The sequence below is a fragment of the Desulfocicer niacini genome, assembly GCF_054657595.1.
Genome location: NZ_BAAHYK010000002.1, coordinates 145,625 through 171,649, shown reverse-complemented (window position 1 = coordinate 171,649; position 26,025 = coordinate 145,625). Strand labels below are relative to the sequence as shown.

The 26,025-nt window shown below is 48.9% G+C and carries 25 protein-coding genes and 2 tRNA genes; 22 read left to right on the top strand and 5 right to left on the bottom strand.

The genetic code is table 11. The features are described from left to right. The first annotated feature begins 109 nt into the window (after positions 1-109). From argH to ACYQ2M_RS01730, 19 genes are all read left to right on the top strand, one after another. Entirely contained in the window at positions 110-1,489 is a 1,380-nt protein-coding gene (argH, locus tag ACYQ2M_RS01820; RefSeq protein ID WP_459914596.1) for an argininosuccinate lyase, read from the top strand. Positions 1,490-1,633: 144 nt separating this feature from the next. After that, positions 1,634-2,065, top strand: a complete 432-nt coding sequence (locus tag ACYQ2M_RS01815; RefSeq protein WP_459914595.1) for a hypothetical protein — start codon at positions 1,634-1,636, stop codon at positions 2,063-2,065. 42 nt (positions 2,066-2,107) lie between these two features. Further along, positions 2,108-2,632: a 2-amino-4-hydroxy-6-hydroxymethyldihydropteridine diphosphokinase gene (folK, locus tag ACYQ2M_RS01810; RefSeq protein ID WP_459914594.1), complete on the top strand. Its 525-nt coding sequence runs from the start codon at positions 2,108-2,110 to the stop codon at positions 2,630-2,632. A gap of 226 nt (positions 2,633-2,858) precedes the next feature. After that, entirely contained in the window at positions 2,859-3,506 is a 648-nt protein-coding gene (fsa, locus tag ACYQ2M_RS01805; protein ID WP_459914593.1) for a fructose-6-phosphate aldolase, read from the top strand. 106 nt (positions 3,507-3,612) lie between these two features. Continuing rightward, positions 3,613-3,687: transfer RNA gene (locus ACYQ2M_RS01800), tRNA-Gly, on the top strand. A 15-nt stretch (positions 3,688-3,702) separates the two neighbouring features. Next, a tRNA-Cys gene (locus tag ACYQ2M_RS01795) sits at positions 3,703-3,777 on the top strand. Between the two features lie 301 nt (positions 3,778-4,078). Continuing rightward, positions 4,079-4,516 carry a type II secretion system major pseudopilin GspG gene (gene gspG / locus ACYQ2M_RS01790; protein ID WP_459914592.1) on the top strand — a complete coding sequence of 146 codons (438 nt, stop codon included), beginning with the start codon at positions 4,079-4,081 and terminating at the stop codon, positions 4,514-4,516. Continuing rightward, complete coding sequence (locus tag ACYQ2M_RS01785; RefSeq protein WP_459914591.1) at positions 4,513-5,046, top strand: pilus assembly FimT family protein; 534 nt, start codon at positions 4,513-4,515, stop codon at positions 5,044-5,046. The genes gspG and ACYQ2M_RS01785 overlap by 4 nt, the downstream gene beginning before the upstream one ends. A gap of 109 nt (positions 5,047-5,155) precedes the next feature. Continuing rightward, positions 5,156-5,575: a type IV pilus modification PilV family protein gene (locus ACYQ2M_RS01780; protein WP_459914590.1), complete on the top strand. Its 420-nt coding sequence runs from the start codon at positions 5,156-5,158 to the stop codon at positions 5,573-5,575. 49 nt (positions 5,576-5,624) lie between these two features. Further along, positions 5,625-6,323 (top strand): prepilin-type N-terminal cleavage/methylation domain-containing protein, encoded by a 699-nt coding sequence (locus ACYQ2M_RS01775; RefSeq protein WP_459914631.1) that lies wholly within the window; start codon positions 5,625-5,627, stop codon positions 6,321-6,323. Position 6,324: 1 nt separating this feature from the next. Continuing rightward, positions 6,325-7,428 (top strand): type II secretion system minor pseudopilin, encoded by a 1,104-nt coding sequence (locus ACYQ2M_RS01770; protein WP_459914589.1) that lies wholly within the window; start codon positions 6,325-6,327, stop codon positions 7,426-7,428. 3 nt (positions 7,429-7,431) lie between these two features. Next, positions 7,432-9,042: a PilN domain-containing protein gene (locus ACYQ2M_RS01765; RefSeq protein WP_459914588.1), complete on the top strand. Its 1,611-nt coding sequence runs from the start codon at positions 7,432-7,434 to the stop codon at positions 9,040-9,042. Further along, positions 9,039-9,575 (top strand): type II secretion system protein M, encoded by a 537-nt coding sequence (locus ACYQ2M_RS01760; protein WP_459914587.1) that lies wholly within the window; start codon positions 9,039-9,041, stop codon positions 9,573-9,575. Before ACYQ2M_RS01765 ends, ACYQ2M_RS01760 begins: the two co-directional genes overlap by 4 nt. Beyond that, positions 9,575-10,459, top strand: coding sequence for a type II secretion system protein GspN (gene gspN / locus ACYQ2M_RS01755; protein ID WP_459914586.1), 885 nt, complete (start codon positions 9,575-9,577; stop codon positions 10,457-10,459). Before ACYQ2M_RS01760 ends, gspN begins: the two co-directional genes overlap by 1 nt. Then, positions 10,456-11,334: a type II secretion system protein GspC gene (gene gspC, locus ACYQ2M_RS01750; protein WP_459914585.1), complete on the top strand. Its 879-nt coding sequence runs from the start codon at positions 10,456-10,458 to the stop codon at positions 11,332-11,334. The genes gspN and gspC overlap by 4 nt, the downstream gene beginning before the upstream one ends. Further along, the gene (gspD, locus tag ACYQ2M_RS01745) at positions 11,324-13,267 is read left to right on the top strand and encodes a type II secretion system secretin GspD (protein ID WP_459914584.1); all 1,944 of its coding nucleotides are present in this window, start codon (positions 11,324-11,326) and stop codon (positions 13,265-13,267) included. Before gspC ends, gspD begins: the two co-directional genes overlap by 11 nt. Continuing rightward, complete coding sequence (gspE, locus tag ACYQ2M_RS01740) at positions 13,264-14,955, top strand: type II secretion system ATPase GspE (RefSeq protein WP_459914583.1); 1,692 nt, start codon at positions 13,264-13,266, stop codon at positions 14,953-14,955. Before gspD ends, gspE begins: the two co-directional genes overlap by 4 nt. A 10-nt stretch (positions 14,956-14,965) precedes the next feature. Further along, positions 14,966-15,334, top strand: a complete 369-nt coding sequence (gene yidD, locus ACYQ2M_RS01735; protein WP_459914582.1) for a membrane protein insertion efficiency factor YidD — start codon at positions 14,966-14,968, stop codon at positions 15,332-15,334. 368 nt (positions 15,335-15,702) lie between these two features. Beyond that, complete coding sequence (locus ACYQ2M_RS01730) at positions 15,703-16,671, top strand: tetratricopeptide repeat protein (protein WP_459914581.1); 969 nt, start codon at positions 15,703-15,705, stop codon at positions 16,669-16,671. Between the two features lie 496 nt (positions 16,672-17,167). On the opposite strand, the gene ACYQ2M_RS01725 is transcribed toward ACYQ2M_RS01730, so the two are convergent. Next, positions 17,168-20,323 carry an NAD-glutamate dehydrogenase domain-containing protein gene (locus ACYQ2M_RS01725; protein ID WP_459914580.1) on the bottom strand — a complete coding sequence of 1,052 codons (3,156 nt, stop codon included), beginning with the start codon at positions 20,321-20,323 and terminating at the stop codon, positions 17,168-17,170. A gap of 155 nt (positions 20,324-20,478) precedes the next feature. Here ACYQ2M_RS01725 and ACYQ2M_RS01720 point away from each other — a divergent pair, with 155 nt between their 5' ends. The 3 genes from ACYQ2M_RS01720 to amrA are packed head-to-tail and all read left to right on the top strand — an operon-like array spanning position 20,479 to position 22,466. Next, positions 20,479-20,661, top strand: coding sequence for a hypothetical protein (locus ACYQ2M_RS01720; RefSeq protein ID WP_459914579.1), 183 nt, complete (start codon positions 20,479-20,481; stop codon positions 20,659-20,661). Further along, positions 20,633-21,820 (top strand): PP2C family protein-serine/threonine phosphatase, encoded by a 1,188-nt coding sequence (locus ACYQ2M_RS01715; protein ID WP_459914578.1) that lies wholly within the window; start codon positions 20,633-20,635, stop codon positions 21,818-21,820. Before ACYQ2M_RS01720 ends, ACYQ2M_RS01715 begins: the two co-directional genes overlap by 29 nt. A 37-nt stretch (positions 21,821-21,857) precedes the next feature. Then, positions 21,858-22,466, top strand: a complete 609-nt coding sequence (gene amrA, locus ACYQ2M_RS01710) for an AmmeMemoRadiSam system protein A (RefSeq protein WP_459914577.1) — start codon at positions 21,858-21,860, stop codon at positions 22,464-22,466. A gap of 188 nt (positions 22,467-22,654) precedes the next feature. Here amrA and ACYQ2M_RS01705 read toward each other — a convergent pair whose 3' ends face one another. The 4 genes from ACYQ2M_RS01705 to rpe form a co-directional block, all read right to left on the bottom strand. Beyond that, entirely contained in the window at positions 22,655-23,107 is a 453-nt protein-coding gene (locus ACYQ2M_RS01705) for a CBS domain-containing protein (RefSeq protein ID WP_459914576.1), read from the bottom strand. Positions 23,108-23,362: 255 nt separating this feature from the next. After that, on the bottom strand, positions 23,363-24,460 hold the full coding sequence (locus tag ACYQ2M_RS01700) for an AI-2E family transporter (protein WP_459914575.1): 1,098 nt from the start codon (positions 24,458-24,460) through the stop codon (positions 23,363-23,365). A gap of 71 nt (positions 24,461-24,531) precedes the next feature. Beyond that, entirely contained in the window at positions 24,532-25,329 is a 798-nt protein-coding gene (mqnB, locus tag ACYQ2M_RS01695; RefSeq protein ID WP_459914574.1) for a futalosine hydrolase, read from the bottom strand. Further along, positions 25,319-26,011: a ribulose-phosphate 3-epimerase gene (gene rpe, locus ACYQ2M_RS01690; RefSeq protein WP_459914573.1), complete on the bottom strand. Its 693-nt coding sequence runs from the start codon at positions 26,009-26,011 to the stop codon at positions 25,319-25,321. The genes mqnB and rpe overlap by 11 nt, the downstream gene beginning before the upstream one ends. Positions 26,012-26,025 lie beyond the last annotated feature (14 nt).

Here is a 26,025-nt window from a genome sequence, read left to right as displayed (position 1 = left end):
TGATTTATTTAGTGCTTTACATTTTTCTGGCTTTATTTTGTATTTAATGGACGTTTTTCCGGAGAAGTGTAAAGTTTTTTTAAAGGATGTTCAAACCAGGACCGAAAAAATGGCAAAAAAACCATGGGACGGCAGATTTTCCCAGAGTACAGACAAGCTGGTGGAAAAGTTCACCGCCTCCATTGATGTGGACCGGGAGCTTTATAATTACGACATTGACGGCAGCATCGCCCATCTCAAGATGATGGCCCATCAATCCATGATCACGGAAGAAGAAGCGGATGTCCTGGCCCGGGGCCTGGAATCGGTGCGAAGAAAGATCAAGGATAATGCCTTTGATTTTTCAGATACCCTGGAAGACATCCACATGCACATAGAAAGTGCACTGGGCGATGAAGTGGGGCCGGTGGCCCGCAAGCTTCACACGGGAAGAAGCCGAAATGATCAAGTTGCCCTGGATGTCAGGATGTATCTGAAGGCCGAAACCTATGCCATCATGGAGGGGCTTCTTGCCCTTCAAAAGGTCCTGGTGGAAAAAGCCCATGAGAATCTGGATGTGGTGATGCCGGGTTACACCCACCTGCAGCGGGCCCAGCCAGTGCTGTTTGCCCATCATCTCATGGCCTATTACGAGATGTTCAAGCGTGACTTTGAGCGTTTTGAAGATTCTTTGAAACGCACTGATGTCATGCCCTTGGGAAGTGCTGCCCTGGCTGGCACCACCTTTCCACTGAATCGGGAATATACAAGGGAACTCTTAGGGTTTGCAAAGGTGTCCGATAACAGCATGGATTCGGTGTCCGACCGGGATTTTGCCATGGAGTTCATCTCCCATGCCACCATCTGCATGGTGCATCTGTCCCGATTTTCCGAAGAACTGGTGCTGTGGTCTTCGTCTGAATTTGCCTTTGTCACCATCTCTGATGCCTTTACCACCGGTTCCAGCATCATGCCCCAGAAGAAAAACCCCGATGTGGCAGAGCTGGTCCGGGGCAAAACCGGCCGGGTGGTGGGCAATCTCATGGCCATGATTACCCTGATGAAATCCCTGCCCTTGGCCTATAACCGGGATATGCAGGAAGACAAGGAGCCGCTTTTTGATACGGTAAATACCCTGAAGGCCTGTGTGGATATTTACACCCGCATGCTGCCAAACATTGCCGTGAATGCCCCTGCCATGCGAAATGCCGCAGAAAACGGATTTTTGAATGCCACAGACCTGGCCGATTATCTGGTGGTCCGGGGCATGCCCTTCAGGGAAGCCCATTCGGTGTCAGGAAAAGCCGTGGCCTTTGCCCTTGGCAGAGAAAAAGAACTGCACCAGCTGACCCTTGACGATTTCAAGACCTTTTCCCAGCTCATTGAAGGGGATATTTTTGACTTTCTTTCAACGGAACAGATGATTTCCCGCCGGGTCACCCACGGGGGAACCAGCTATGACAATGTGAAGCTGGCTGTGGAAAAGGCTCGTGAATATTTAAACAGGTGAACTCAAACTGTATGAATTGCGTTTGAGGATACCCGATGTTGTAAGCTGGTCCAGATAGGTGAAGATGGGGTGCTGGTCGAATATTTACCTGAATTTTCTCCGAAACCCAATCAATAGGCTTGGTTGGGAAACAAGGAAAGATATATGCAGTATAGGATAAAATTTGTGGTCATGGCGGTTATGGTGCTGTTGATCCTGACAGGAAGCATGGGATGTGGTAAAAAAGCCCCCCCATTACCACCATTGTCCTTCATACCACCGGTACCCATCCAGTTGACCTACCAGTTGACAGCAGATAAGGTGACACTTCAATGGAAACTTGATCCTGAACTACAGAAAAAGCCCGGGGCAATTGACATGGCTGTTGAGGTTTACAGGGCCGCCAGGGCGCTTACGGAAGACGCTTGCCTGGAATGCCCCCTGACATTTAAAAAAAGGGCTGAACTGCCGGTCACCTCCGTTGGTCATGGAGAGTCCCTTGAAAGGGGATATCGATATTTTTATCGACTGCGGACGGTGAAAGGCAATGCTGTTTTCAGTGAGTATTCCGAAACTCTATCCTTTGATTTTGAATGATTCATTAAAGCCAAAAAAAATATAATGAAAGAAAATGCTGTCATGGATAAACAATCGTCGGCTTTTATCTCCATTGGCTCCAATCTGGGGGATAAGTATGATAACTGCCTCAAGGGAATTGAACGACTGAATCATCTGAGCCATACCACTGTCAAGGCGGTGTCGCACTTTTACCAGACCGATCCTGTGGACTACACCGACCAGGACTGGTTTGTCAACGGCATGGTCAAAATTTCCACCCTCCTTGCCCCGGTTGAATTAATGGCCTATCTTAAAGGCATTGAACAGGCCTTGGGACAGTTTGAAAAAGCGTTTCGTTTCGGTCCTCGTCTCATTGATCTGGACATTGTGTTTTATGATAATTTGGTGATGCACCATGACACCGTTATTCTACCCCATCCCCGGATGCACAAAAGGCGCTTTGTATTAAAGCCCCTTTGTGATATAGATGCCGCAATTGTTCACCCGGTGCTGAACCGGACGGCACAAAACCTTCTGGATGAATTAAAAGAAGATGGCCAGAATGTTTTGTTCTATAAAAAGGGGCCGCATGCACCCCTGCAATAATCCACCCCAACGGGTGAACCCTTACAAAAAAGGGCCTTTGTGGATTTGTGTGATTTAGACAGATTGTGATTCGTAATTTTCAGTGTGGGCGCATTGGAAATTATGAAATTTTACACAAATCCGTGATGACCCATAAAAAAATGTGCCTGATTCTAACTTTTACCACCAATTGACCCGGGTGATCGAAGTTAGAATCAGGCCCCCACAAAGAAATGGAGAGTATAAGATGAAGTTTTTTATAGATACCGCCAATATAGAAGAGATCAAAGACGCCAACAGCATGGGCATGGTGGATGGTGTTACCACAAACCCCTCCCTCATTGCCAGGGAAGCAGGTGAGTTCAAGGATATCATCAAGGAAATCTGTTCCGTTGTGGATGGCCCGGTGAGTGCCGAGGTGATCAGCCTGGACTATGATGGCATGGTTTCAGAAGCAAGGGAGCTTGCCACCATTGCCGATAATATCGTGGTGAAGATTCCCATGACCATTGAAGGCCTTAAAGCCGTAAGAACCCTTTCCGATGAGGGCATTAAAACCAATGTCACCCTTATCTTTTCTGCCCTCCAGGCCTTGATGGCAGCCAAGGCCGGTGCCACATACGCAAGCCCCTTTGTGGGACGTCTGGATGATCTGTCCCAGGACGGCATGAACCTCATTGAGGAAATTGTGGACATTTACAGCAACTACGGTTACACAACCGAGATCATTGTGGCAAGCGTCAGAAATCCCCTGCATGTGCTTAACTCCGCTCTTTTAGGGGCGGATATTGCCACCATTCCCCATAAAGTGTTAAAAGCCCTTGCTTCTCACCACATGACCGACAAGGGCATTGAGTCCTTTATGGCCGACTGGAATAAAAAAGAGAGCAAGTAAGATCCCGGAGAGAGGATTCCATAGGTTTAATAAAAAATGATCTTATTCTAAAATTAAGGTTGACAGATGGGGGGGAACCTTATATAAAACCTCTTGTCTTAACTGAGCGGGAATAACTCAGTGGTAGAGTGCGACCTTGCCAAGGTCGAAGTCGCGGGTTCAAATCCCGTTTCCCGCTCCATTAAATGTCAGACAAGGCGGCTTGGCCAAGTGGTAAGGCGACGGCCTGCAAAGCCGTTATTCTCCGGTTCAAATCCGGAAGCCGCCTCCAATACAATATGCAGTAATTAAAAAGGCTTGGAAAGAAATTTCCAAGCCTTTTTAATTTTGTAGAAAATCAAATTTTCACCCTATTCTCAAGCAATATTCTTATATCGTTTCCCCTGCATTTTTTATCCTTGACCTTGATGGTCGGAAAGACTACCTTTTACTATAAAAGGATAAACTCCATGCCAAATCGTTGGTAATTGTAAAAAAAATTAACGGCTACAACATCACCTTCTCAGAAAGAAAGATGTTTACATAAAACGAGAGTTAGAAAAAATAGGCACGATATTCCAAGGAAAAGACAAATGACAGTTAAAAATAACAAGGGTTTTACCTTGATAGAACTCATGGTGGTGGTGGTGATTCTGGGGATTTTGGCCGGAATGATCGTACCGAAACTCATGGGCCGCACCGATGAGGCAAAGCAGGTAAAGGCCCGGACCGACATTGTAGCCATGGAGACAGGGCTGAAGCTGTACCGTCTGGATAACGGGAATTACCCCACCACGGAACAGGGACTTCTGGCCCTGGTGGAAAGACCGGAAAGCGAACCGGTACCGGTGAAATGGGTCACGGGTGGATACCTTGAAAAGGGCAAGGTCCCCAAAGATCCCTGGGGGCGGGAATATCTTTATCTTTCCCCGGGGGTAAACGGAGACTATGATATCATCTCCTACGGTGCTGATGGCGCCCCAGGAGGCGTGGATAAAGATATGGATATCAACAGCTGGGAAATTGAGTGACTTTAAAAGACAGGGGCTTTACCCTTATTGAACTGGTAACTGTGATGGCCATGATGGGGATGGTTCTTTTTTTTACCCTGCCACGCTTTGATGCCTTTCATCCCTTTGGTGTATCCATGACGTCCACAGGTAAGCTGATGCTCCTGGTTGAACAATTGAAATCCCGTGCCATTGAAACCGGACAAGACTGTCTGCTCCACCTGGACCCTGCAACGGGAAAGGTATGGGTGACGGCTCCAGGATTGATCGGTGAGGAATCAGAAACGGCCGGAGAAAAAGAATATGGGTTGGAAAATGAGCCCATGATTGTTTTTTCAGAGGATTGTATACTTGAGGATGTGAAAATGCCGGTAAGTGCCCGAAACCAGGAAACGGTGGCAGGGGACACAGCCATAAGGTTCAGTGGGGATGGATATTGTGATCAGGCATTTGTTCATATCAGGGACAACGATGTGGATTTCACAGTGGTGGTTGAGCCGTTTCTTCCCCGGCCCCAGCTTCTGGACGGCCGTGTTTTCTGTGGGGAATAGCTCCAACCGGCACAGGTTCTGTTCTGTTTTATCCAAATTCATCCTTTAACCTGGCGTGGCGCTTCTCTTATGTTCAGCGTTATGATGAAGCATCAATAAAGGGACTGCTGTGCTTGAATTCGCTTTAAATCGGATGCGTAAAAAACAGGAAGGGTTTACCCTGCTTGAAATCATGGTCAGCATTACCATCATTTCCATTGTGCTGGTGTCATTGTTTCGCATGCATGCCTCCACCATTCGACTGGCGGAAAAAATACAATTCAACGCCGTGGCCACAAGTCTTGCCCGGAAAAAAATAACAGAAATTCGTATGGATATGACGGATGCTGGCGACGACCGAGGGGATTTCGGTGATGATTTTCCCGGCTATACCTGGGAAAGCACCATGGGGGAAATGCCGGTGTTTGATGAAAACATGATCTCTGAAAAACAGGCTGAAAAAATGAAGCGCATCGATTTGACTATTTTTCTGGGAGAACGGCAGATCTTTACTGTGCGAACCTGGGCCTATGATGACAATGGCTTATGATTGCAGTGTCAGGGGGCCAACTCCAAAGGCGCGGCCCGGCTTGACTAATATGGAAACCAGCGCGCAACGGGGATTTACCCTCATGGAAATCCTGGTGGCCGTTGTGATTTTTGCCATTTTAATGACAACGGTATTGTCTTCTTTCAAGGCCTTTGTCATGTCTTCGGATCATATCCGGACAGCTATTTCCCGGGATGAAGCCATGGGGCCGCCGCTGGGGATTTTGTCCCGGGATCTCATGTATCTTCATCTTTCTTTACCCCCTTCATATATAAAGCCCGATACCCGCTCCAACCCGGATCCCTTTCGTCTGGTGGGGGACAGCAAGACTGTGGGGGGAGAAACCTTTTCCCGGGTGCGCTTTGTTTCCAGGGGTTTGTTGACCGCCCGTGGAAAAGAACAAGATCAATTGGTGCAAGTCATCTATTATGCCAGATCCAATGATACCGGTGGGGTTGATCTGTGCCGGTCCGAAAACGTTTTTCCCTGGACGGAGGATGCTGAAAACGACTGTGATCCTGTGCTGGTAAGAGATATCAATGCCTTTGAGTTAACCTTTTTTGACAGTGACGGAGAGACCTTTATCCATTGGGATTCCGATGCCGAGGCCTTTGACCGGGCCACTCCGTCCAGCATGAAGGTGTTGATACGCTTTAAAGGTCCCCATGTCCGGGAGGAAGACAGCCAGACAGGGGAGACGCTCATGACATCTATTCTTCTGCCTATAAGAAGGAAACCTTTGGAATAATATGGAAAATAATCGAGGTGTGGCCCTTTTTATGACCCTGGCCCTGATTTCTATTCTCACCACAGCGGCCCTGGAAGTGGGGCGACGGGCCGGCAAGGCAGCTGCCCGGTCAGGTGCGACAGTGGATATTTTCCAGGCCCGGGAGAGTGCCTGGTCCGGTATTCAGCTGGCCATGGGCATTCTTGCCGCAGATGCCCAGAAAAATGAAATAGATTCTTTGCAGGAGGACTGGGCCGGTCCGGAAAAACTGGCAAAGGCCGTGGCGGCCCTGGAAATGCCAGGTGAAAACCTGACCCTTTCCATAACAGATGAGTTGGGAAAAATTCAGATCAATGCCCTGCTTGATGCCTATCCCGGCAACGCCTTTAACGAAGATCAACGATTATTATGGGAGCGTTTGCTGGACCTGATTATTTCCGGGGATAAATCCCAGGATGACCGGGACCCCGCTGAAATTATCAATTCCCTGAAGGACTGGTTGGACTCAGGAGATGATGACGCCGTCACCGGGGTGTCCGGGGCGGAAGCCGATTACTATGAAAGTCTGCAGCCTTCGGTGTACTGCGTCAATGGTCCCCTGACCACCCTTGATGAACTGTATCAAATCAAAGGGATTTCAGAAAATTTCCTTCAATGGGGAAACAATGACCTTGGTGACGATGCCGTGGAGGATGTTATGCCGGAGCTGTCACAGGTGTTTACCGTGCATGGCATGTCCGACATCACTGGGGAAGGGGGGCGGTTTTCCTTTCCCGGCAAAATTAATATCAACACCGCAGGGCTGGAAGTGCTTTCCGCTATGCTTCCATCTGGTATGGAAGATCAGGCCACGGCCCTTGGGGAGTTCCGGCTGGAAAAGGAACCAGGCAGAGACGGATTTATAAATGCCCTTGACAAGGGGTGGTATGAACAGGTTATACAGTTGTCGGGGGAAGAAAAACAATCGTTTGATAATATTGTAACTTACTCCAGCCATCTGTTCAGGGCCACGGCCGTTGCCGCCGTCCATGGCCACACCATTACGCTTACCGGCATTATCAAAAGGGAAAAAGATGAAAAAACCGGTACATGGATCTGCAGACTTCTGGAACTTTCGGATAAATAGACCATGAAAGATCATTTGCTTGCGCTGGAAATAAAAGAGCCTGTGCGCCATCAATGTTTCATGCCGGTAAAGAAGGGTGTGTCTGATCCTGCAGGCGGGGGTTCTGTGGCGATGTTCCGGACGGCATCCGCCCTGGTGCTCAAGCCCTCGGTGAAGGGCCTTGTGGTGGTGGATGCCGTGACCCTTTATTTTGATACCTTCCCGGACAAAGATGCAGAAGATTCCGCCTGTCATGGGTTTTCCATGGACGAGATTCTGGAGCGCCTTGGAAAAAAAATAAATATAAGCCGTTGTTCCCGGGCTGTGGTGGCCGTTCCTGCATCCATGATATCCCATCGACACATGGAACTACCCTTTCGGTCCCGGCGGAAAATTCGCCAGGTACTTCCCATGGAGCTTAATGCCATGCTCCCCATAACTGACGAAGCCCATGTCAGTGATTTTGTATACACAGGGGTTTCCTCCCCGGGAAATCACACCTTTTTTACTGCATCCCTTTCCAGTTCCCTGGTGGATGTTTTTTGCACATCCCTGGAAAAACAGGGGATAAAACCTGTTATGATGTCACCGGCCGGCTACCTTGCTGCCCATTTTTTCCTTGATACCCTGCCGCCCGGAGGATTTTATCTCATGGTGGCGGTTTACCCCCATTGCCTGGTGGTCAACGGGGTACTGGATGGGGTCATTGTCTGGCTGCGCTCCATTGCAAGGTCAGATGATGTCAGTTTTACAGCAGGGGATGTGGGGCGAACTGTCATGGTGTTTCAACAGCGCCTGGGTATTGATGTGCCTGTTTTGGCATGTCATCTCATCTGGTGTGACTCACGGCAGGAGGCGTTGGAAACGCATCTGGAAAATGCCCTGGCCGTTCCCGTGGTCTGTGCAGATGCAGCACCTGTTGCATCTGCCCTGGAAAACGTAGGTGTTCAAAATGACAGTCCTGTTTCCGGGTCTATGTCTTTTGAATATATCAATGGCTTTGCCGCAGTTCGGTGTATGGGAAAGCCAGCCTGTATTGATTTTTGTCGAAGCACCCATGGCCAAAGCTATTTTGTTGAGAAATATATGGCACAGCTGGTCACCATGACCCTGCTGCTCCTGATCTGTTTTTGTATGGCAATGGCCGGGGAATATATGGAAATTCGAGATCTTAAAAATCAATCGGCGGCCATGGATCGCCAGGCACGTCTTATTTTCAAAGAAACCTTTCCAGACATTACCACCATTGTGGACCCTTACATGCAGATGAAGGTTCAGGTGCGACAGGCCCTTGAAAAATCGGGACAATCCCTGGACATGGAAACCCGTTTTGACGGGAACACCAGAATTTTGGATCTGTTTTTTGGGCTTTCAAGCCGGATTCCAGATACCATAGATGTGGAGATTTCCCGCCTGGTGTGGAATGATGGTCGCATGGTTCTTTCTGGTAACACCGATACCTATGACAGTGTGGATAAAATGAAAACCGCCATTGAATCTTCCCCATGGTTTACGGATGTGAAAATCAGCAATGCGGCTGCGGACAAGACCGACAGTCGTATCCGGTTTAAATTTATTTTTCAGACCGTAAACCCGGATGATAAGGCGTCCCAACCCAGGGAGAAAAGGTCATGAATCGACTTTCCACACGGGAAAAGACCATTATTTTGCTGGGTTGTATTTTTCTGGTGATTTTTTTTGTATTCAAGGGCATTTTATTTCCGGCCATGGCGGAAAAACAGCGCCTGGAACAAAGAGTGATTGCCAGTAAAAAGATATTGCTGGAGATGGCGGAAATGCAGGGAATATATAAAGGTATGGGCCTGGATGCGTCCCGGGAGATGAACACCGGGATACGCCGTGAAAAAGGGTTTACCCTGTTCTCTTTTCTGGATCAACTGGCCCGGAAAAGCGGTGTCAAGGAAAAAATTGTGCACATGAAACCCGATTCCCGCACCCAGGGCAAGGGGGCCTACACCATCTCCATGGTGAAGCTTAAACTGGAATCCCTTTATTTAAAGGAGTTCATGGATTTTCTTTATTTCATTGAAACCGCCGGCAAGGGGGTTCATATCTCCGGGGTATCCCTGACAAAAACTGGAAAAGACAATCAGCTGCTGGATGCCGTGGTGGATGCCTGGGTCCTGGTTGCACAGGATGGCGTGTGATGGGGAAAAAAATCGTATTTTATTATACTTTATATGCACTTATTGCCTTTGTGTTTTTTTTATATTTTCTGTTTCCAGGTGACAAACTTGCGGTACGGGTATCCAACATTCTGTACCCATACCTGGCACCGGTGAGCATCTCCATGGATCGGCTGGAACTGTATCCACCCCTGGGCGTGGGGGGAAGGGGCATTGAGTTCTCTTTTTCGGATGGGGGACAGCTATTGCTGGATCAGTTTCGCCTTAAACCGTCGCTTTTCACTGTATTTGATGGCGCCCCGGAAATTTTTTTTGAAACGAACCTTTACCAGGGAACGGCCTCCGGCAAAATTAAAACTTCCCTGGCTCAGGGACTAAAGCAGATGTTGACAACTTTTGTTGTGGATGCCGTGTTTAAGGATCTTGCCTTGGAACAATTACATTATGGCAATTCCCAGGGGGCTGTTACGGTGTCCTGTATTGCCGGGGGGCAATTTACCTTTTCCCGGAATCCAGACAGAGCTCCCGGTGGCACCGGGGAAATAAATATTTCCAATTGTTCCGTTGATATAGACAATGGCATGCTGTCGGCCCTGGGCATGCCCGGAGTGAATTTTTCCACAGTTAAAATAACATACCGGCTCCAGGATAACCGTGTGGAAATCCTCGGGTGCCGGGGCACCGGCCCTGAAATGACCATTGATCTCACCGGCCGGGTGGATCTTGCCACACCGGTGTCAAAAAGCCGCCTTGATCTCAAAGGAAGGCTGCAGCCCGATGCCGGTTATCTTGCGGCCTTTAAAACCTTGCCCCCCATGATCTCCGGGCTTTTAGGTCAATTCAAGGGCAAGGGGCTTCCCTTTAAAATCAAGGGAACCCTGGCAACACCTGGGGTGTCATTATGAAAAAAGGTTTTGTGCTGATCCATCTGGTGTTGTTGACCCTGCTGTCGTTTCTGGGAGTAAAAATACTGTATTCACAGTTCAATGACAGGCAGGTGTCCCCCATGGTTCCTGTCAGCCTTGACAGCTCTTCCAGGGTTTCAGAAAGAACAACACAGATAAAACAACCATCCCGGCAACATTATGCCGTCATTGAACAACGTAATCTTTTCAAGACGGCCCTGAACGAAGAAACCACTTCCACAGCATCGGAATCTGAAACACCTTCGGTGGAAACCCTTGAAAAAACCAGTCTTGACCTGACATTGCTGGGTACCATTATACTGGAGCCCCAGGGTGCCTTTGCCATTATTGAAGAGGGACGTAAAAAAGAACAGAAACGTTACCAGAAGGGAGACATGGTTCAGGATGCCCAGATAAAGGCAGTGTTGCGGGAGAAGGTGATTCTGCACTATAAGGGACGTGATGAGGTATTGCTAATGGGCGCGGCCAAAGGATCTGACCTTTCCCCTTCCCCGACCTTCCTCCCCCCCTCCCAGGCCATGGCGGAAGAACCAGGAGAAAAAACCTCCCTGAGCCGTTCCTTGGTGGACGAGGCCCTGGGTAATATCAATAAACTCATGGGGGATGTCCGGGTGAGACCCCATTTTTCCCGGGGTAAGCCCGATGGTCTGTTATTGTACGGCATTAAAAAAGATTCCCTTTTTCAAACCATGGGCTTGAAGAACGGTGATATTATCATGGGCGTTGACGGCAGGGAGATTGAAAGTGTGGATGATGCCCTGACCTTTTATGAACAACTCAAAGACTCATCGGATGTGAATGTGCAGATTAAACGACGGGGCCGGACAAAGGAGATTCAATATCATGTGGAGTAGAAAAAAAACATTGCCGGGGCTCTTGGTCATGGTGACAATGTGCCTGGGTCTGATGTTTGCCAAGGTAGATGCGGGGTACTGTGCCTCTCCTTCGGGAGCGGATGCCACGGATAAATTAATCTCCATTGATTTCAATGATGTGGACATCAATGTGTTCATAAAGTTTATCAGTGAACTCACCGGGAAGAATTTTATTGTGGACCGCCGGGTCAAGGGAAATATTACCATTATTTCTCCCTCCAAGATATCTGTCCAGGAAGCTTACCGGGTGTTTGAGTCGGTCCTTGATATCAACGGTTTTTCAACGGTGAAGGCGGGCAGTGTGATTAAAATCATGCCCTCGCCGGATGCCAGATCCCAGAACATTGATACCGGCAACGTGCGGTTCGGAGAATCTGGCGGGGATCGTCTGGTCACCCGGATTTTCCCCTTAAAATTTGCCGATGCCGGTGAAATTAAACGCCTGTTGACCCCCCTTGTGTCCAAGGGCAGTGTCATTCTTTCCTATAGTGATACCAATACCTTGATCATCACCGACAGTATGTCCAATATTGAGCGATTGCTGAAAATAATTTATGCCGTGGATGTCATGGGCATTGGGAAACAGATTTCAGTGATTCCGGTGGAACATGCCGATGCATCAAAACTTGTGAAAAACCTCACCGGTATTTTCACGGCACGGAGCAGGGGGGAGAAAGGTAAAACCGATCCGGATATGGTGGTGAAATTTGTGGCCGATGAAAGAACCAATTCCGTCGTGCTCCTTGCAAGTGAAGTGGAGACTGATCGGGTGAAACAGCTGGTGGCCCTGCTGGATAAAAAGGTTCCCCGGGGGGATGAAAAGATCCGGGTGTATTACCTGGAACATGCCAATGCAGAAGATTTGGCCAAGGTACTCCAGGAGATTCCCTCGGATAAAAGCAAACAGACCGAAGGGAAGAAGCTTGCCCCCATTGTCTCCCAATCGGCCAGAATCACGGCGGATCCGGCCACTAACAGCTTGATCATCATGGCGGAAAAAGAAGATTACCCCGTGCTGGAGGAGGTCATTGCCAAGCTCGATATCCCCCGGGCCATGGTGTACATTGAGTGCCTGATCATGGAAGTGAATGTCAACAGCGGCCTGAACCTGGGCACCGAATGGCGGGTGGGAGAGGGTATTGAAAATGATCAAGGGGTCATCTTTGCAGGCTCCAGTGGGAACGGTTATTCAAATTTTAACAACATCATTACATCCAAAGGAACCCTGCCGTCGGGATTTTCCGTGGGGGTCATGGGCAAGCAACTCTCCATAGGTGGGCTGACCTTTCCCTCACTGGGCGCTGTGATCCAGGCCTATCAGAATGATTCCAATGTACATATTCTTTCCACCCCCCAGGTACTGACCACGGACAATGAAGAGGCCACGTTAACCATCGGAAAGAATGTGCCCTACCAGACCCGGTCGGCGGCGGACAATGCCACGGATACCTACAGCTCTTATGAATACAAAGATGTTGGTATTACACTGAAAATCACCCCCCAGATAAGCAAGGACCGCTTGGTCCGTCTGGATGTGTACCAGGAGGTGACCAAACTTGACAATGTCAATGAGGAGGGCAATGATCGCCCCACCACCCTGAAGCGGCAGATTGACACCACCCTGATTGTGGAAGATGGGCACACCATTGTTATTGGAGGCCTCATCGATGAAAGTCTTTCCCGGTCGGAGTACAGTGTTCCTTGTCTGGGGGGGATTCCCGGGCTGGGATATCTGTTTAAAACCGTCTCAAACGGTGAAGACCGCACCAATCTATATGTATTTCTTACCCCCCGGGTGGTAAAAAATCCCCTGGAGGCAAAGGAAATTTATGATGAAAAAAAAGAGGAAATCGATATCATCAAGAAAGGGGATGTGAAACTTTATAACGAGGGGAGAGACTCTCAGTTATGATCAAGCGGTTTATGGAAATGGTGTCTGCCCAGACTAGTTTTTCTGCGTCCGATCATGCAAAAATAATGACGATTTATGAAGACAACAGGGATGGATTTGTCCAGGCTCTGCTGGAATCAAAGTCTTTGCCGGAACACACGGTGTTAAAAATCATGGGTGAAATTTATGCCATGCCCCTTGTACACAATCCGGTGCCCGGACGGATGCCCCAGACCTTTATCTCCCGGGTGCCCATTCAATTTTTAAAGGGCCACTGCATGGTGCCCCTGAAGGGAGAAAAGGATGCCCTGCACATGGTCATGAATGATCCGGTTCATTTGCCGGTGGCCGATGACATGGCGAGGCTTTTGGGGCATGATACCTACCAGGCAGAGCTGTGTACCAGACACGAAATTTTGTCCGCCATTAACACCTTGTACGATCAGGAAACCGATAGCGCCCGCCAGCTTGTGGAAGACATGACCTTCAACGGTTCCAGCATTATCCAGGAGATAGAAGAAACCACCGATCTTCTGGACGACACCAGTGATGCCCCGGTGATCAAGCTGGTAAACCACATGATTTCCCAGTCGGTGAAGGCCAGGGCCAGTGACATTCACATTGAACCCTTCCAGGACAGTATCAAGGTGCGATACCGCATTGACGGTATATTGTATGACATGCTTTCCCCTCCCCGGTGGATACAGTCCTCTCTTGTTTCCCGCATCAAGGTTATGGCTGACATGAACATAGCCGAAAAACGGGTTCCCCAGGATGGGCGGCTGGATGTGCGCATCGGTGATCAGGAGATTGATATCCGGGTATCCACAGTACCCACCTCTTTTGGTGAACGTCTGGTGCTGCGACTTCTCAATAAATCCCGGGCATTGTTGGAGCTCTCCCAGTTTGGCATTTCACCGGATCATTATAAAACCCTTAATAAACTCATCCGCCTGAATAATGGTATTGTACTGGTGACAGGGCCCACGGGCAGTGGCAAGACCACTACCCTGTATGCGGCGTTGAGTGTCATCAACTCCCCGGATAAAAACATCATCACCATTGAAGACCCTGTGGAATATAAGCTTAAGGGCATCGGCCAGATCCAGGTGAACCGCAAAATCGGGGTAACCTTTGCCAAGGGCTTAAGATCCATTGTGCGCCAGGACCCGGACGTAATCCTTGTGGGGGAAATCAGAGACCTTGAAACCTCCCAGGTGGCTATCCAATCTGCATTGACGGGGCATCTGGTCTTTTCCACCCTGCACACCAATGATGCCCCCAGTGCCGTCACCCGCCTGGTGGATCTGGGGGTGGAGCCTTATCTTATCACCTCTTCGGTGAAGGCGGTGATTGCCCAGCGACTGGTCAGAACCCTGTGCCCAGGGTGCCGTGAAGCCTATGCGCTGGGGTCAGATGATATAAAGGCGCTTCACATGGATGACATTGATCTGGTGGGCAGAACGGTTTACCGGGCCGTGGGATGTCCGGAGTGTTTTAACACCGGTTATAGTGGTCGCCAGGTCATATTTGAAATTATGGAAGTCAATGATGATTTGAAGCTGGTGATTCTATCTACTTCGGATGCCAATGCCATCAAGGCCACGGCCATGGAACAGGGCATGACCACGCTGCGGCAGTGTGGCCTGGAAAAATTGCTTGAAGGGGTTACAACGGTGGAAGAGGTGATGCGTGTTACCCAGGATTAGAGAGCAGGGTATGGCTCAATCAATTAAACAATTTTATTTAATCTTGATGATACTTTTCCTGGCAGGTTCAGGCCCTGCCCGGGCATCATCTGGTGCACCGGAATCCGAAGAAACCGCACATGGCGGAAATTTTCTGAGTTTTTATAAAACCGTTATTTCCGCCACTGATGGTGATCGTTGTGGCATGTCCCCGTCCTGCTCTTCCTACGCGGCCCGGGCCTTTAAAAAACATGGTTTTTTCCTGGGCTGGATTATGTCCTGTGATCGTTTGATTCGGTGTGGTCGGGATGAAACCCGTCTTTCATCCCATATAAGATCCGGCAACCGAATTTTGACAGTGGATACCCTGGAAGACAATGATTTCTGGTGGTATCCCTGAAATTAATACGGAATTATCGCGTGTAATCCCATAATACGTCGACATTTTAATATAACTGCCACAGGCAGACCGTATTCTGGATCCGGCCTGTCCGCAACGAAGGATGAAAAGGGCATTATGCCGCCGCCCCCCGACGGGCAATGGGCCCGGCCCGGAACCGTAGACGGCTCAATTGGCCGGTTCCTATTGCCCGTCGGGGGGCGGCTCTGGTGAGGTAAACTTGAAGGTTGCCTTTTCATATAAACCCGCATGTCATTAAGCAATTGCCACAACGAATAATGGAAAAGTAGTTACGGTTAACACCCAGTACCCAAAACCCAGTACCTTCTTTTTCATATAAAAAAACATATCCCATTAAGAGTGATTTCATGGTGTTTAAAGGTTCAGTCTTAGCTGTGAGCGTGTGTGTCGTCGGATTGATGCTTGCCAATGTTTGTTTTGCTGATGGCCTGACCATCACATCAGACATGCAGTATGAATATGCCCTTGAGTGCCACAGGAACGGCAGCAATGAAACCGCCATGGTGGAATGGAAACGATTTCTTCATTTCTTTCCCTCAGATCCACGGATACCCGATGCGCAATTTTATCTTGGTATGTCTTTGTTTCATCTTGAAAAGTGGGATGAGGCCCGTGCCATATTCCAATCCCAGCGATTTCCCTATGTGGGATCAGCAAGGAACATTGATTCGTTTTTCATGTTAAGCCGGACCCTGCTTGCCCAGGGAAGGCCGGGGGGGGCAGAGCGGGTATTGCGGGATTTGCTTAATGCAAGCGATGTGCCCCGGGTAAAAGATCGGGCATTGTCAGCCCTGGCGTGGATCTACCTGGATCGGGCCGCTGACATGGAGCCCGGGGCCCTGGAGCGGACAGAGGCTTTTCTTTCGGGTATGTCCATGGCAGGGGAAAGCATTTTCCATGCCCGGGAAATAAGACAGGCCGTTGAAACCATTCTTAATAACGATACAAAATCCCCCTGGGTGGCAGGAACGGCAGCCCTTGTGCCCGGGGCCGGGTTTGCCTATTGTGAGCGATATCGCGATGCCCTTGCAGCCCTTGTCATTAATACAGGATTAATTCTTGCCGCCCACGAATCTTTTGATCATGGCAATAATATCCTTGGGGGGATTATCAGTGTGGTGGCATCGGGTTTTTACGGAGGCAACATCTATGGATCCATATCCAGTGCCCATAAATACAATCGTTCACAAACCCGGAAAGGCCTGAATGCTATTGAGCACTTTAATTCACCTTATATCCCTGAAGTTTCCCTGGAATCCTCCCCCACATCCCCTTCAACCTCTGTAATGATTTTTTCAATGAAAATTCCATTTTAGGAACGGTTTTTATGTGAAACTTAAGAGTTATAAGTTCTCATAACTTGTTGAAATTATTAGAGCACAAAAAATGCTTTGTCAGATATCAGTTTTAATAAATTCAATGACTTATCCAAAATAAAGGCAAGCCGTGATGAGAACGTATGACTGCCGAGTATGAAACGGTAGCCTTCAAGTTTACCTCAGCAGAGCCGCCCCCCGGCGGGCAATAGGAACCGGCCAATTGAGCCGTCTACGGTTCCGGGCCGGGCCCATTACCCGTCGGGGGGGGCGGCGGCATGATAGCATTTTCAATATTCGTTGTATCCGACAGGGCATGTGGATTTTTTATATGAAACTCCGACCAGATATTTGAAATCATTAGAGTTTCAATCTTCGTTGTGGCAGGTGGTTACAGCCATGTATGTTATATGAAAAAGCAGGTGCTGGGTATTGGACGTTAACAGCAACTGCTTTTTCATCATTCGTTGTGGCTGGTGCTTACAGCCATGTGGGTTTATTCCATGATGGTGGTAATGGTCTCTTCAAGATCGCTTTCCACCTTTGCAACAAAATTATCCCATTCAAGACCATATTTGTAAAAGGCCATGGATGCAAGTTTTTTGGTGATGATGGTATCTCTGTACGCCACCATCTCCGGAGTACCAAGCAGAGCCATGATGTTTTCCCGTCCAAGCTTAGCAATGAGCATGGATGGAATATAATGTTCCATGATCTTCCATATCAATTCTTCATTTTTAAGAAGGGTTGATATGTTCTTTTCAAAGATGGCTTGAAGGGTGAAGATCTGTTCACTGGTCTTTTCTGAAAGACCGAACAGGGGTTCAGACAAATCAGATTCGTGGATTTTTATGAGCATGCCGGTTTCCAGGCGGGAATATTTTTCCACCAGCTCAATGATATCCCGGATGAGTCCCCACCGTGTTGTCTTGTCTTCTAAAAGCTTTGTCTCATAATCATCGTTGAACAAAAAGGCCGTCAATACCTCGGCAATGGAGGAGCTGAACACCCCACCCTTGTTGGCGGTGGAGTCCTTGATTTCCTTGATTTTAGAAGCGGTGGCAATGTGTCGTCTGGCGGCATCGTCGAAAAACACGTTGGCCCCTTCCACAATAAATTTAAGTTCCTTGAAATTATCAAGAAAATCGTGGACATTGCCATGGTTGATGGTGTCTTTAAATCCACCACAGGGGATGAAGGCTTCAATGTTGGCTTGTTCAATGAATTTTCGGTTTTCACCATGGGTGAGAAAACTTTTATGAAAAATAGCCCCGTCCTCAACATAGGTGCCGTCTGGCAGGGTGATATCCTTGGATCTTAATGGAACCATGAATCCATTTTTGCTCAGTTTTTCTTTGGGGTAGGCAAGGGAGTTGGCCCGGGGGGCGGTGTGGCGCATGAAGGCAATCTTCATGAGTTCTTTTTTGTCCAGCCCCTTGGGGTCAAACAAAATAGAACCTCCGTCAATGATCAGGCAGATTTTGCCTTTGTAGCACTGGATCTCATTGGCACCCAGGTCACCATCTGGACCACCGGTTATCATGAGATTAAGGTCTTCTTCTTTGGCCCCATAATGGTCAATCAGGGTGCGGAAGGCACCCATGACACAGGTGGTGGTCATGCCGCTTTGCTTGATCTTGCCACCGATGGCATCATAGATTTTTTCCATGTCCAGGGTGGTAACAATGGAATCGCCATCAATCTGAAGCTCTGTCCCCAGTTTGTTTCTATCAATCAGACCAAACAATTCACCGGTTTCCAGCATGCCATAGGTGTCATGGGGAATACCGAAGCTTTTACCCGTGGTGATGGTTCTCCAGTGCTTGTATCCACGTTCCCGGGCTCTAAGGGCCACGGCGTCCATCAGGGGGGCGGTGCCCTCGTCGGGTCCGAAAAAGATCATTTCAGGATGGCCCAGGTAATCCACAATTTCATGACCAGTGAGCATCAGATCCATGATGCCTTCTGTGTAATCGTACAGAGCATCCATGCTGCACCCGGCATAGCTGGGGTGGGGCACCACCACGCCCTTGGAACCGCTTTCGCAGATATCCTTATGCTTCAGACGCTGGGCCTTGGCACCCAGGGCGTAGTTGAGCATAACCACATTATCAAGTTCCGTGGAGTGATTGGCCTCAGATACACGGATCATGCGAAGACCGCCCCTGGCAATGTCTCCGGCCCGCAGATGGGTGCCGCAGGCATAATGACCATTGACATAGAATATGCCATATACCGTCTGACTGAAAACAATGGGGTCCAAAATGGCATTGTCCAGGCGGAATGCGTAAGAGCGCTTGATGTCCTTGTAAAAATTGGTTTTCAGGGTGCTTGTGACGATCTTGAACATGAACCGGAAAATTTCGTATCCCAGATTAAAATCAATGAAGCGCACGGCAATGATTTTTTGAAATTCTTTAAATTTTTCGGCCAGGGCTTCGGCGGACAGCCGGTTGTTTCTGGAGGGATCAAAGCGGTTTTCAAACAGGGTATACAGAAATTGAATTAGGTCGGGATTTTTCCTGGCGGTTTCAAGGATGGTCTCATAGACATAGGCCGATTTATTAGCATCATGGATTCTGCCGGCATAGGCTTCTTTATGGTCGGGGCTGGTGAGGCTGGACATGATTTCCCGGTCCACCAGATTTTTACTTTCCTTGAAGATGAACATGTGAGTGAAATCAATGGCATTGGCCCCGAAAATCATCTCTTTAAATGTCAACGTCCCCTCCACATAAAGGTCTGTCATATCCGTAATGCTCAGGGCCAGATAGGCATACAGATCCTTTAAAAGCGCAGTTTCTTTTTTTCTGGACAATTCCCCCCAGGTATAAAGGGAGCAGATGGAGGAGGGGGCCTGGGATTTGCCGCAATAGGGTTCCCAGTAGGCCCGGCCCAGGATCAGATCGTGGTCCTGGAAGAGTCTTCGCAGCACCGGCAGCTGGGGCATTTCAAAATCGCTGTTGAACATCAGGCGGGTTTCGCCGGTTTCCGGCAGGTTAAATACCTCAATCAGGGGGGATATGGCCGTCTCTGATTCCCTTAGAATACTTTCGTATCGCTGGCGGGTGACAGCAGGGGTTTCTTTATGAGTTCCTGCCAGGTGATAAAGAAATTTTGATTCTTCAAAGGCAGTCTCCTGGTAGTCTTTGACTGTTTCAGGGCGTATAATGTAAGTGTAATACTTGCTTTCTGGCGAGTAGTAGTATTCCCTGCGTCTGCCCGAGAGAAAGGGGGCCAGAAGTTCTTCCATGCTGTCTCTGGTTTCTTTGGTGGCAATGCGCACCCGTTGGATGTTGGTGCCCTGCTCAAGGTTGAAGTCAATGTGGGCCACCCGGCCGGACAAGCCCACGGTGCCGTCCTGGCACTGGATACTCATGGCAATGGAAGAGAGAATGTGGCGAAGCGATTCTTTGGTGATGTTTTCAAAGAAATAGTTGGGAAGTGCCAGGTCGCTGACTAGAATACCTGCGGCCATGTTAATGGCTGTTGAGGTGATTAATCCTTCCGAAGCCAGGTCGATGACCGTTTCGTACAGTACCCCGGGGTCAAGATTCACTGTTTTTGCCTGGTTGATAATATAGGTGCCTTCTGAAATAGTGGAAGGACATCCGGCGAGTTTTCCCATGCATTCTTTTTGTCTGATCTTCATTTTCATCCTCGTTGATAAAAAAAGTAATGACCAAATGACCATTCTGAGGTACGCCATTGTACCCGAATGGGGAGCCTGCCTTTATAAATAGGGCAGCAAAAACGGGTGGGCAATATTTTTGCACACTTGATGTCTTCTATAGAGGGTCAGGTATCATGTCAAGTAAATTAGTGGCGAAATACCAATCCCTTCCGGATAGCCGGTGCAGGCGGCAGGAGTTGACTGGAATTACCGGTGGAGAAAAAAAAAACATTGTGGTACAGATACTCCATGGTCGCATAATTCAACAAAAGGGAAAAAGAGGGTTCCATGGCCGAAAAAATATTAATTGTAGATGATAATGCAATGAACCGGAAGCTGTTGATCATGATCCTTGAAAAAAAAGGCTATATCCTTTTTGAGGCCCAGGACGGTGAAGCCGCTGTTTCCATGGCCACGGAGATCATGCCGGACCTTATTTTACTTGATGTAATGATGCCCATTAAAGATGGCTATGAGGTGTGCCGCCAATTAAAAGCCGATGAAAAATTTGCAGCCATTCCCATTATTTTCCTGTCTGCCAAGACAGAAACTCAGGATAAGATAAAGGGCTTGAACCTGGGAGGCAGCGATTACATGACCAAGCCCTTTGACCAGGGTGAGGTTATTGCACGGGTCAATTCCCAGCTGGAAATTCGGCGCTTGAATCATAACCTTATGGAAGCCAACAAGGCGCTGGTGGAAAAACAAAAACTCATTGACGCCGATCTCAAGGCCGCCGGTGCCATTCAGCAGACCCTTTTGCCCCATGTGATGCCCGATGTGGAAACCCTTGACATTGCTTGGAAGTTTCTTCCCTGCCAGGATATTGGCGGAGATATCTTTAATGTTTTCCGGCTGGATGAGTCCCACATTGCCGTATATATGCTGGATGTCAGCGGCCATGGGGTGCCTGCCGCCATGGTGGCGGTGTCCGTGTCCCAGATGCTTTTTCCCCATGTGGGATTTATTTTAAAGCAGACCATTACCCCACCGCCCTACTATGAGATATGTTCTCCGGGCCAGGTGCTTGAAGAGCTTGATACCTTGTACCCCATGGAGCGGTTTGATAAATATTTCACCATGAGTTATATGGTGCTTAACATCAAGACCGGAGCCATTGTTTACAGCAATGCTGCACATCCCCATCCCGTCATTGTAAGAACAGATGGTACCACAGAGTTTCTGGACAAGGGCGGCACCATCATCGGCATGGGAGGGGTTATGCCCTTTGAAGAGGGCAGGGCCATACTTAATCCCGGGGACAGATTGTTTTTATACACCGACGGGATTCCCGAGTACCAGGATCGAAAGGGTAATTTTTTTGGTGAAAAACGTTTTTTCCATCAGCTTGCTGCCGGTATGAAACACCCCCTTTCCCGTACTTTGGATGATATTCTCAAGGGGCTTGATAACTTTGGGGAGGCCCTGGCTCCCAAGGATGATATTTCTATTCTGGGCATTGAATTCAGGGGCTGATCTATTCGCCTCAGTATCCATATTATGGAGGAAAATCATGGGTCAAAAAAAATCAGAAGAGCAGAAATTTCCGGAACATCTGGGAATGCTGTTGCTCAGGATGGCCCGGAAAGCCATTGCAGATGAATTGAATGCCGGCCGTTCCATGGAGTGGAAACAGCCGTCTGTACCGGAAAAATATTTGGCATTTCTGCAAGGTAAGACAGGAGTCTTTGTTACTATTAATCTTTATGGACAACTCAGGGGATGCATCGGTACCCTGGATCCAGCGCTGACCCTTGTTGAGGAAATTTCTGAAAATGCCCGGCATGCGGCCTTCCATGATCCCCGGTTTTCTTCCCTGACAGAAAAAGAGTTTGCAGACATTGATCTGGAGATAAGCCTGCTGACCCCACCGAAAAAACTTGATTTTACGGATTCTGCAGATCTCATTAAAAAGCTTCAACCCGGTATTCATGGGGTTATCCTGGAAAAAAACGGTGCAAAGGCGACGTTCCTGCCCCAGGTGTGGGAGCAACTTCGGGAACCGGAAGTCTTTATGGAGCATCTGTGCCGTAAGGCAGGTCTGTCATCCTTTGCCTGGAAAAAAGGCAATGTTTCCATCCAGACCTACAAGGTGAGTTCCTTTAAAGAAAAACAGGCTTAAACAAATGTAAGTATTTGGTCTGTACCCCATCTTAACCTGTTTGGGCCTGCTCACATAGCATTCGTATGCTACGTAATCCCAAACGGCCCCCCCCATCGCTAATGAAGTCCCCGATGGAAAAAATGGAAATGCGCTCGGCCCGCATCGTTTATTGATTTCCCCCCCCGCATCCGCTGTCCCGGGCTTTTCTATGATTTCATCAGGGTTTTTAAAACATCTTCCTTGCCCAGAATACCCACCACTTTGCCATCTTGTACCACGGGAATGGTGTGAAAATGTTTTTCCACCATCAGGGCCGCGATGTCAGTTATGGGGGTGTCCGGGGTGACTGTGACGGGATTCGGCACCATGGCCTGGGCCACGGTGCTGGCGGAGATTTTTTTCATTTCCTCTTCCAGTTTTTTGGAAGAAGATAGTGGAATAATTCCGTCCAGGAAGGTGAGGATGGGGGGAAGTGATATATTTTTCTGCTGAAAAATTAGGTCGCTCTGGCATAGAATTCCCTTGAGAGACCCGGTTTCATCTACCACCGGTACGCCGTTGATGTGATTGTTTATCAGAATTTCCACGGCCCGGCTGATGTCCGTGTCCGGAGTGACTGAGATGACTTTTTTTTCCATGATCTGCTCGGCGGTTTTCATTTTTGATCTCCCTTGTGTGTGTGGGGGGGGTCGGTACTGTTTGTCGGGTGTGGAGTATCAGGTACCGGGACTTTGTCTGCAGTTGCAGTATATACCACTAGTTGAAAAATCGCAATTAAAGGGCTTTAACTCCAGCAATTCTAATTTTGGAGCCATATGGGTTTTCTACCAGGAAAATTACAATTTTCATCAACGTGATTTCAATGAGTTACACATCAATGAACTCGCCTGGAAATCATACTTAGAGTTGCTGCTTTAACTCTGATCCTGCTGATCCAGAAAAACATGAAATTCCAGGTCATAGATATAAAGCAGCACCAGGGTAAGACCAAACACCATGGGACCATACAAAAGACCGGTGAGTCCAAAGTAATTAATTCCCCCCAGTATGGAAAAAAAGATCAGCACGGTACTCATGTCCGCAGATCCCTTCATGAAAAGAGGGCGCACCAGGTTGTCGATCATCCCCACCACCACCACCGACCAGATCACCATGAAAATGCCATACCCCCAGGACCCTGAAATAAACAGCCACAAAGCCGCAGGTACCCAGATAAGGGCCGTTCCCACCACGGGAATCAGGGAGGCAAAGGCCATCACCGCCCCCCAGAATACCCCGGGAAGGCCGCAGATGGTAAAGGCAAGCCCCCCGGCAATGCCCTGGGAGGCAGATGTTACCAGGGTACCAAGCAGTGCGGATTTGGCAACGGCCTTGATTTTATTGACCACGATGCGTTCATGGGCACTGGAAAGGGGAATGAGATGGGAGATGTGCTGAAACCTTTTTTCCTGTTCCTGGATGGTAAAGAAAAATACAAAGCTCATGAGGAAAAATTTCCCCACCACCGAAGAAATATTGCCGATGAGATATTTGCCCTGATTCATCAACAGTTCCCCGGCATTGGAGGAAATGGTGATCATGACATTGTTTAAATCAATTCCCTTTAAGAGACTTACCTGCATGTATTCCTGCCACAGGGCCAGGATTCTGTCCACATAGGGAGACTGGATAAGCTTTTGAATATTGCCCTGGGACACCCACTGGTTAATGGCGTTAAAGGAAATAATCCCCTGCTTGATAACGGCCAGAAACACCAGGGTCAGGGGAATGATGATCACCATGATCAGCAGTATACAGGATATAAAGGCGGCTGTTTTTCTTCTTCCTCTGAATTTTTTTTTCAGCCATTGATATGCAGGGTTGCATAAAACGGAAAGAATGATGGCTATAATAACCGGGTCCAGATAGGCCTTCATCATCTGGTAGGTTAAAAAAAAGGCCATGAACAATAATAAAAATAGAAAATAGTGGGCAATGGTCAGCTGTGTTTTGGGAGTGGAATGCTGGTGCAAAGGTTTTCTCCTTTATTTGCCTGACCCCATATGCGCTGGGCGGCCCATGTTGTGACCAAGCCCGTTTTACATCATCCTCTGTCAAAGAGTGCGGCCAGGGCCATGGACAGATGTGTTACGGCCAGGGGAATATCCCAGGCGGTCTTGTCCCGGAGACCCACAGGGTTGGACCCGGAGCGAATTTCCAGAAAGGGCACGCCATATCGGCAGGCCACCTGGGCCGATGCCATTCCTTCCATGGCCTCCATGACAGGGGTATGGGTCTGTTCAAGCCGGGTTACGGTTTCCGGTGCGGCTGTGATGGTGGAAACGGTTATGAAAGGGCCGGAAACCACGGGGCAGGAACGGGGGTAACAGAATTTGAAGGCGTTTTTACCCGGCACGGGACGGCCCGAGGAAAAGGCTTCTGTTATCATTTCTCGGGCCGATTGTACAACCCCCGGATGCATGGCCACCTGTCCGTCACCGGCCTCCATGGGGCTGCCGGTGAGGGGAAAGGGCAGGGGGATAAGGTTATGGGTGCCGTCGGTTTTTTCCACCCCGTTGTGGATATAGGTTTCCGCCGTGGCAATGCCGATGCCGCCCATGGTAAGGCCGCTGTTCTTGAAAAAACCGGCAATGCCGGCTTGAATGATAAGCCCGGGGCGCTGACAGGCCAGATGGCTGCCAAGGGCCATGGCCGTGTTCACCATGCCGGGCCCGGTGAGAATCACCTTGAATGCCCTGGCATGAAACCGGGCCTTGATCACGGAAACACCCCCATGGTGTCTTCTCTCCTCCGTCACGGTGCACAGGCTCAGAAAAAGAGCAATCTCCATGGGGGTTGCCACGGCAATGAGCACATCACCCATAAGTACATCACTCATCATGGGGTGTGGTCTGCTTTATCTCCCGGCGCATGGCTTCAATGGTGGCACTGTAGTCCGGGGTATTGAATATGGCGGAACCGGCAACAAAGCAGTGGGTACCGGCCTTTGCCACATCGCCGATGGTAGCCGGTGACACACCGCCGTCCACCTGTATGATGGCCTTGCTTTTTTTTGCAGCAATGAGTTCAGACAGTCCCCTTATTTTTTCAAGACTTGAAGGTATAAAGGATTGTCCTCCGAAGCCGGGGTTCACGCTCATGATCAAAACAAAATCCAGCTCTGAAAGGACCCATTCAATGGCGGCAAGGGGGGTCCCCGGGTTCAGGGCCACACCTGCCTTGATGGGAAGGCCTTTATCATTATTAGATTGCTTGATCAGTTGAACGGTTCTGTGAAGATGGCTGCATGCCTCGGCATGGACACAGATCAGATCAGCCCCAGCGGCGGCAAATGCGGGAATCATCTGGTCGGGGCGTTCAATCATCAGATGAACATCCAGAAGCAGGCCCGTGGCCCGGCGGCAGGCTTTTACAATGATGGGACCATAGGAGATGTTGGGCACGAACTGCCCGTCCATGACGTCGATGTGGACCCAGTCGGCACCGGCGGTTTCGATGTCATTCAGTTCTTTTCCAAGTTTTGTGAAATCTGCGGAGAGAATGGATGGTGCAATGATGGCCATTTTTGTTTTTTCCT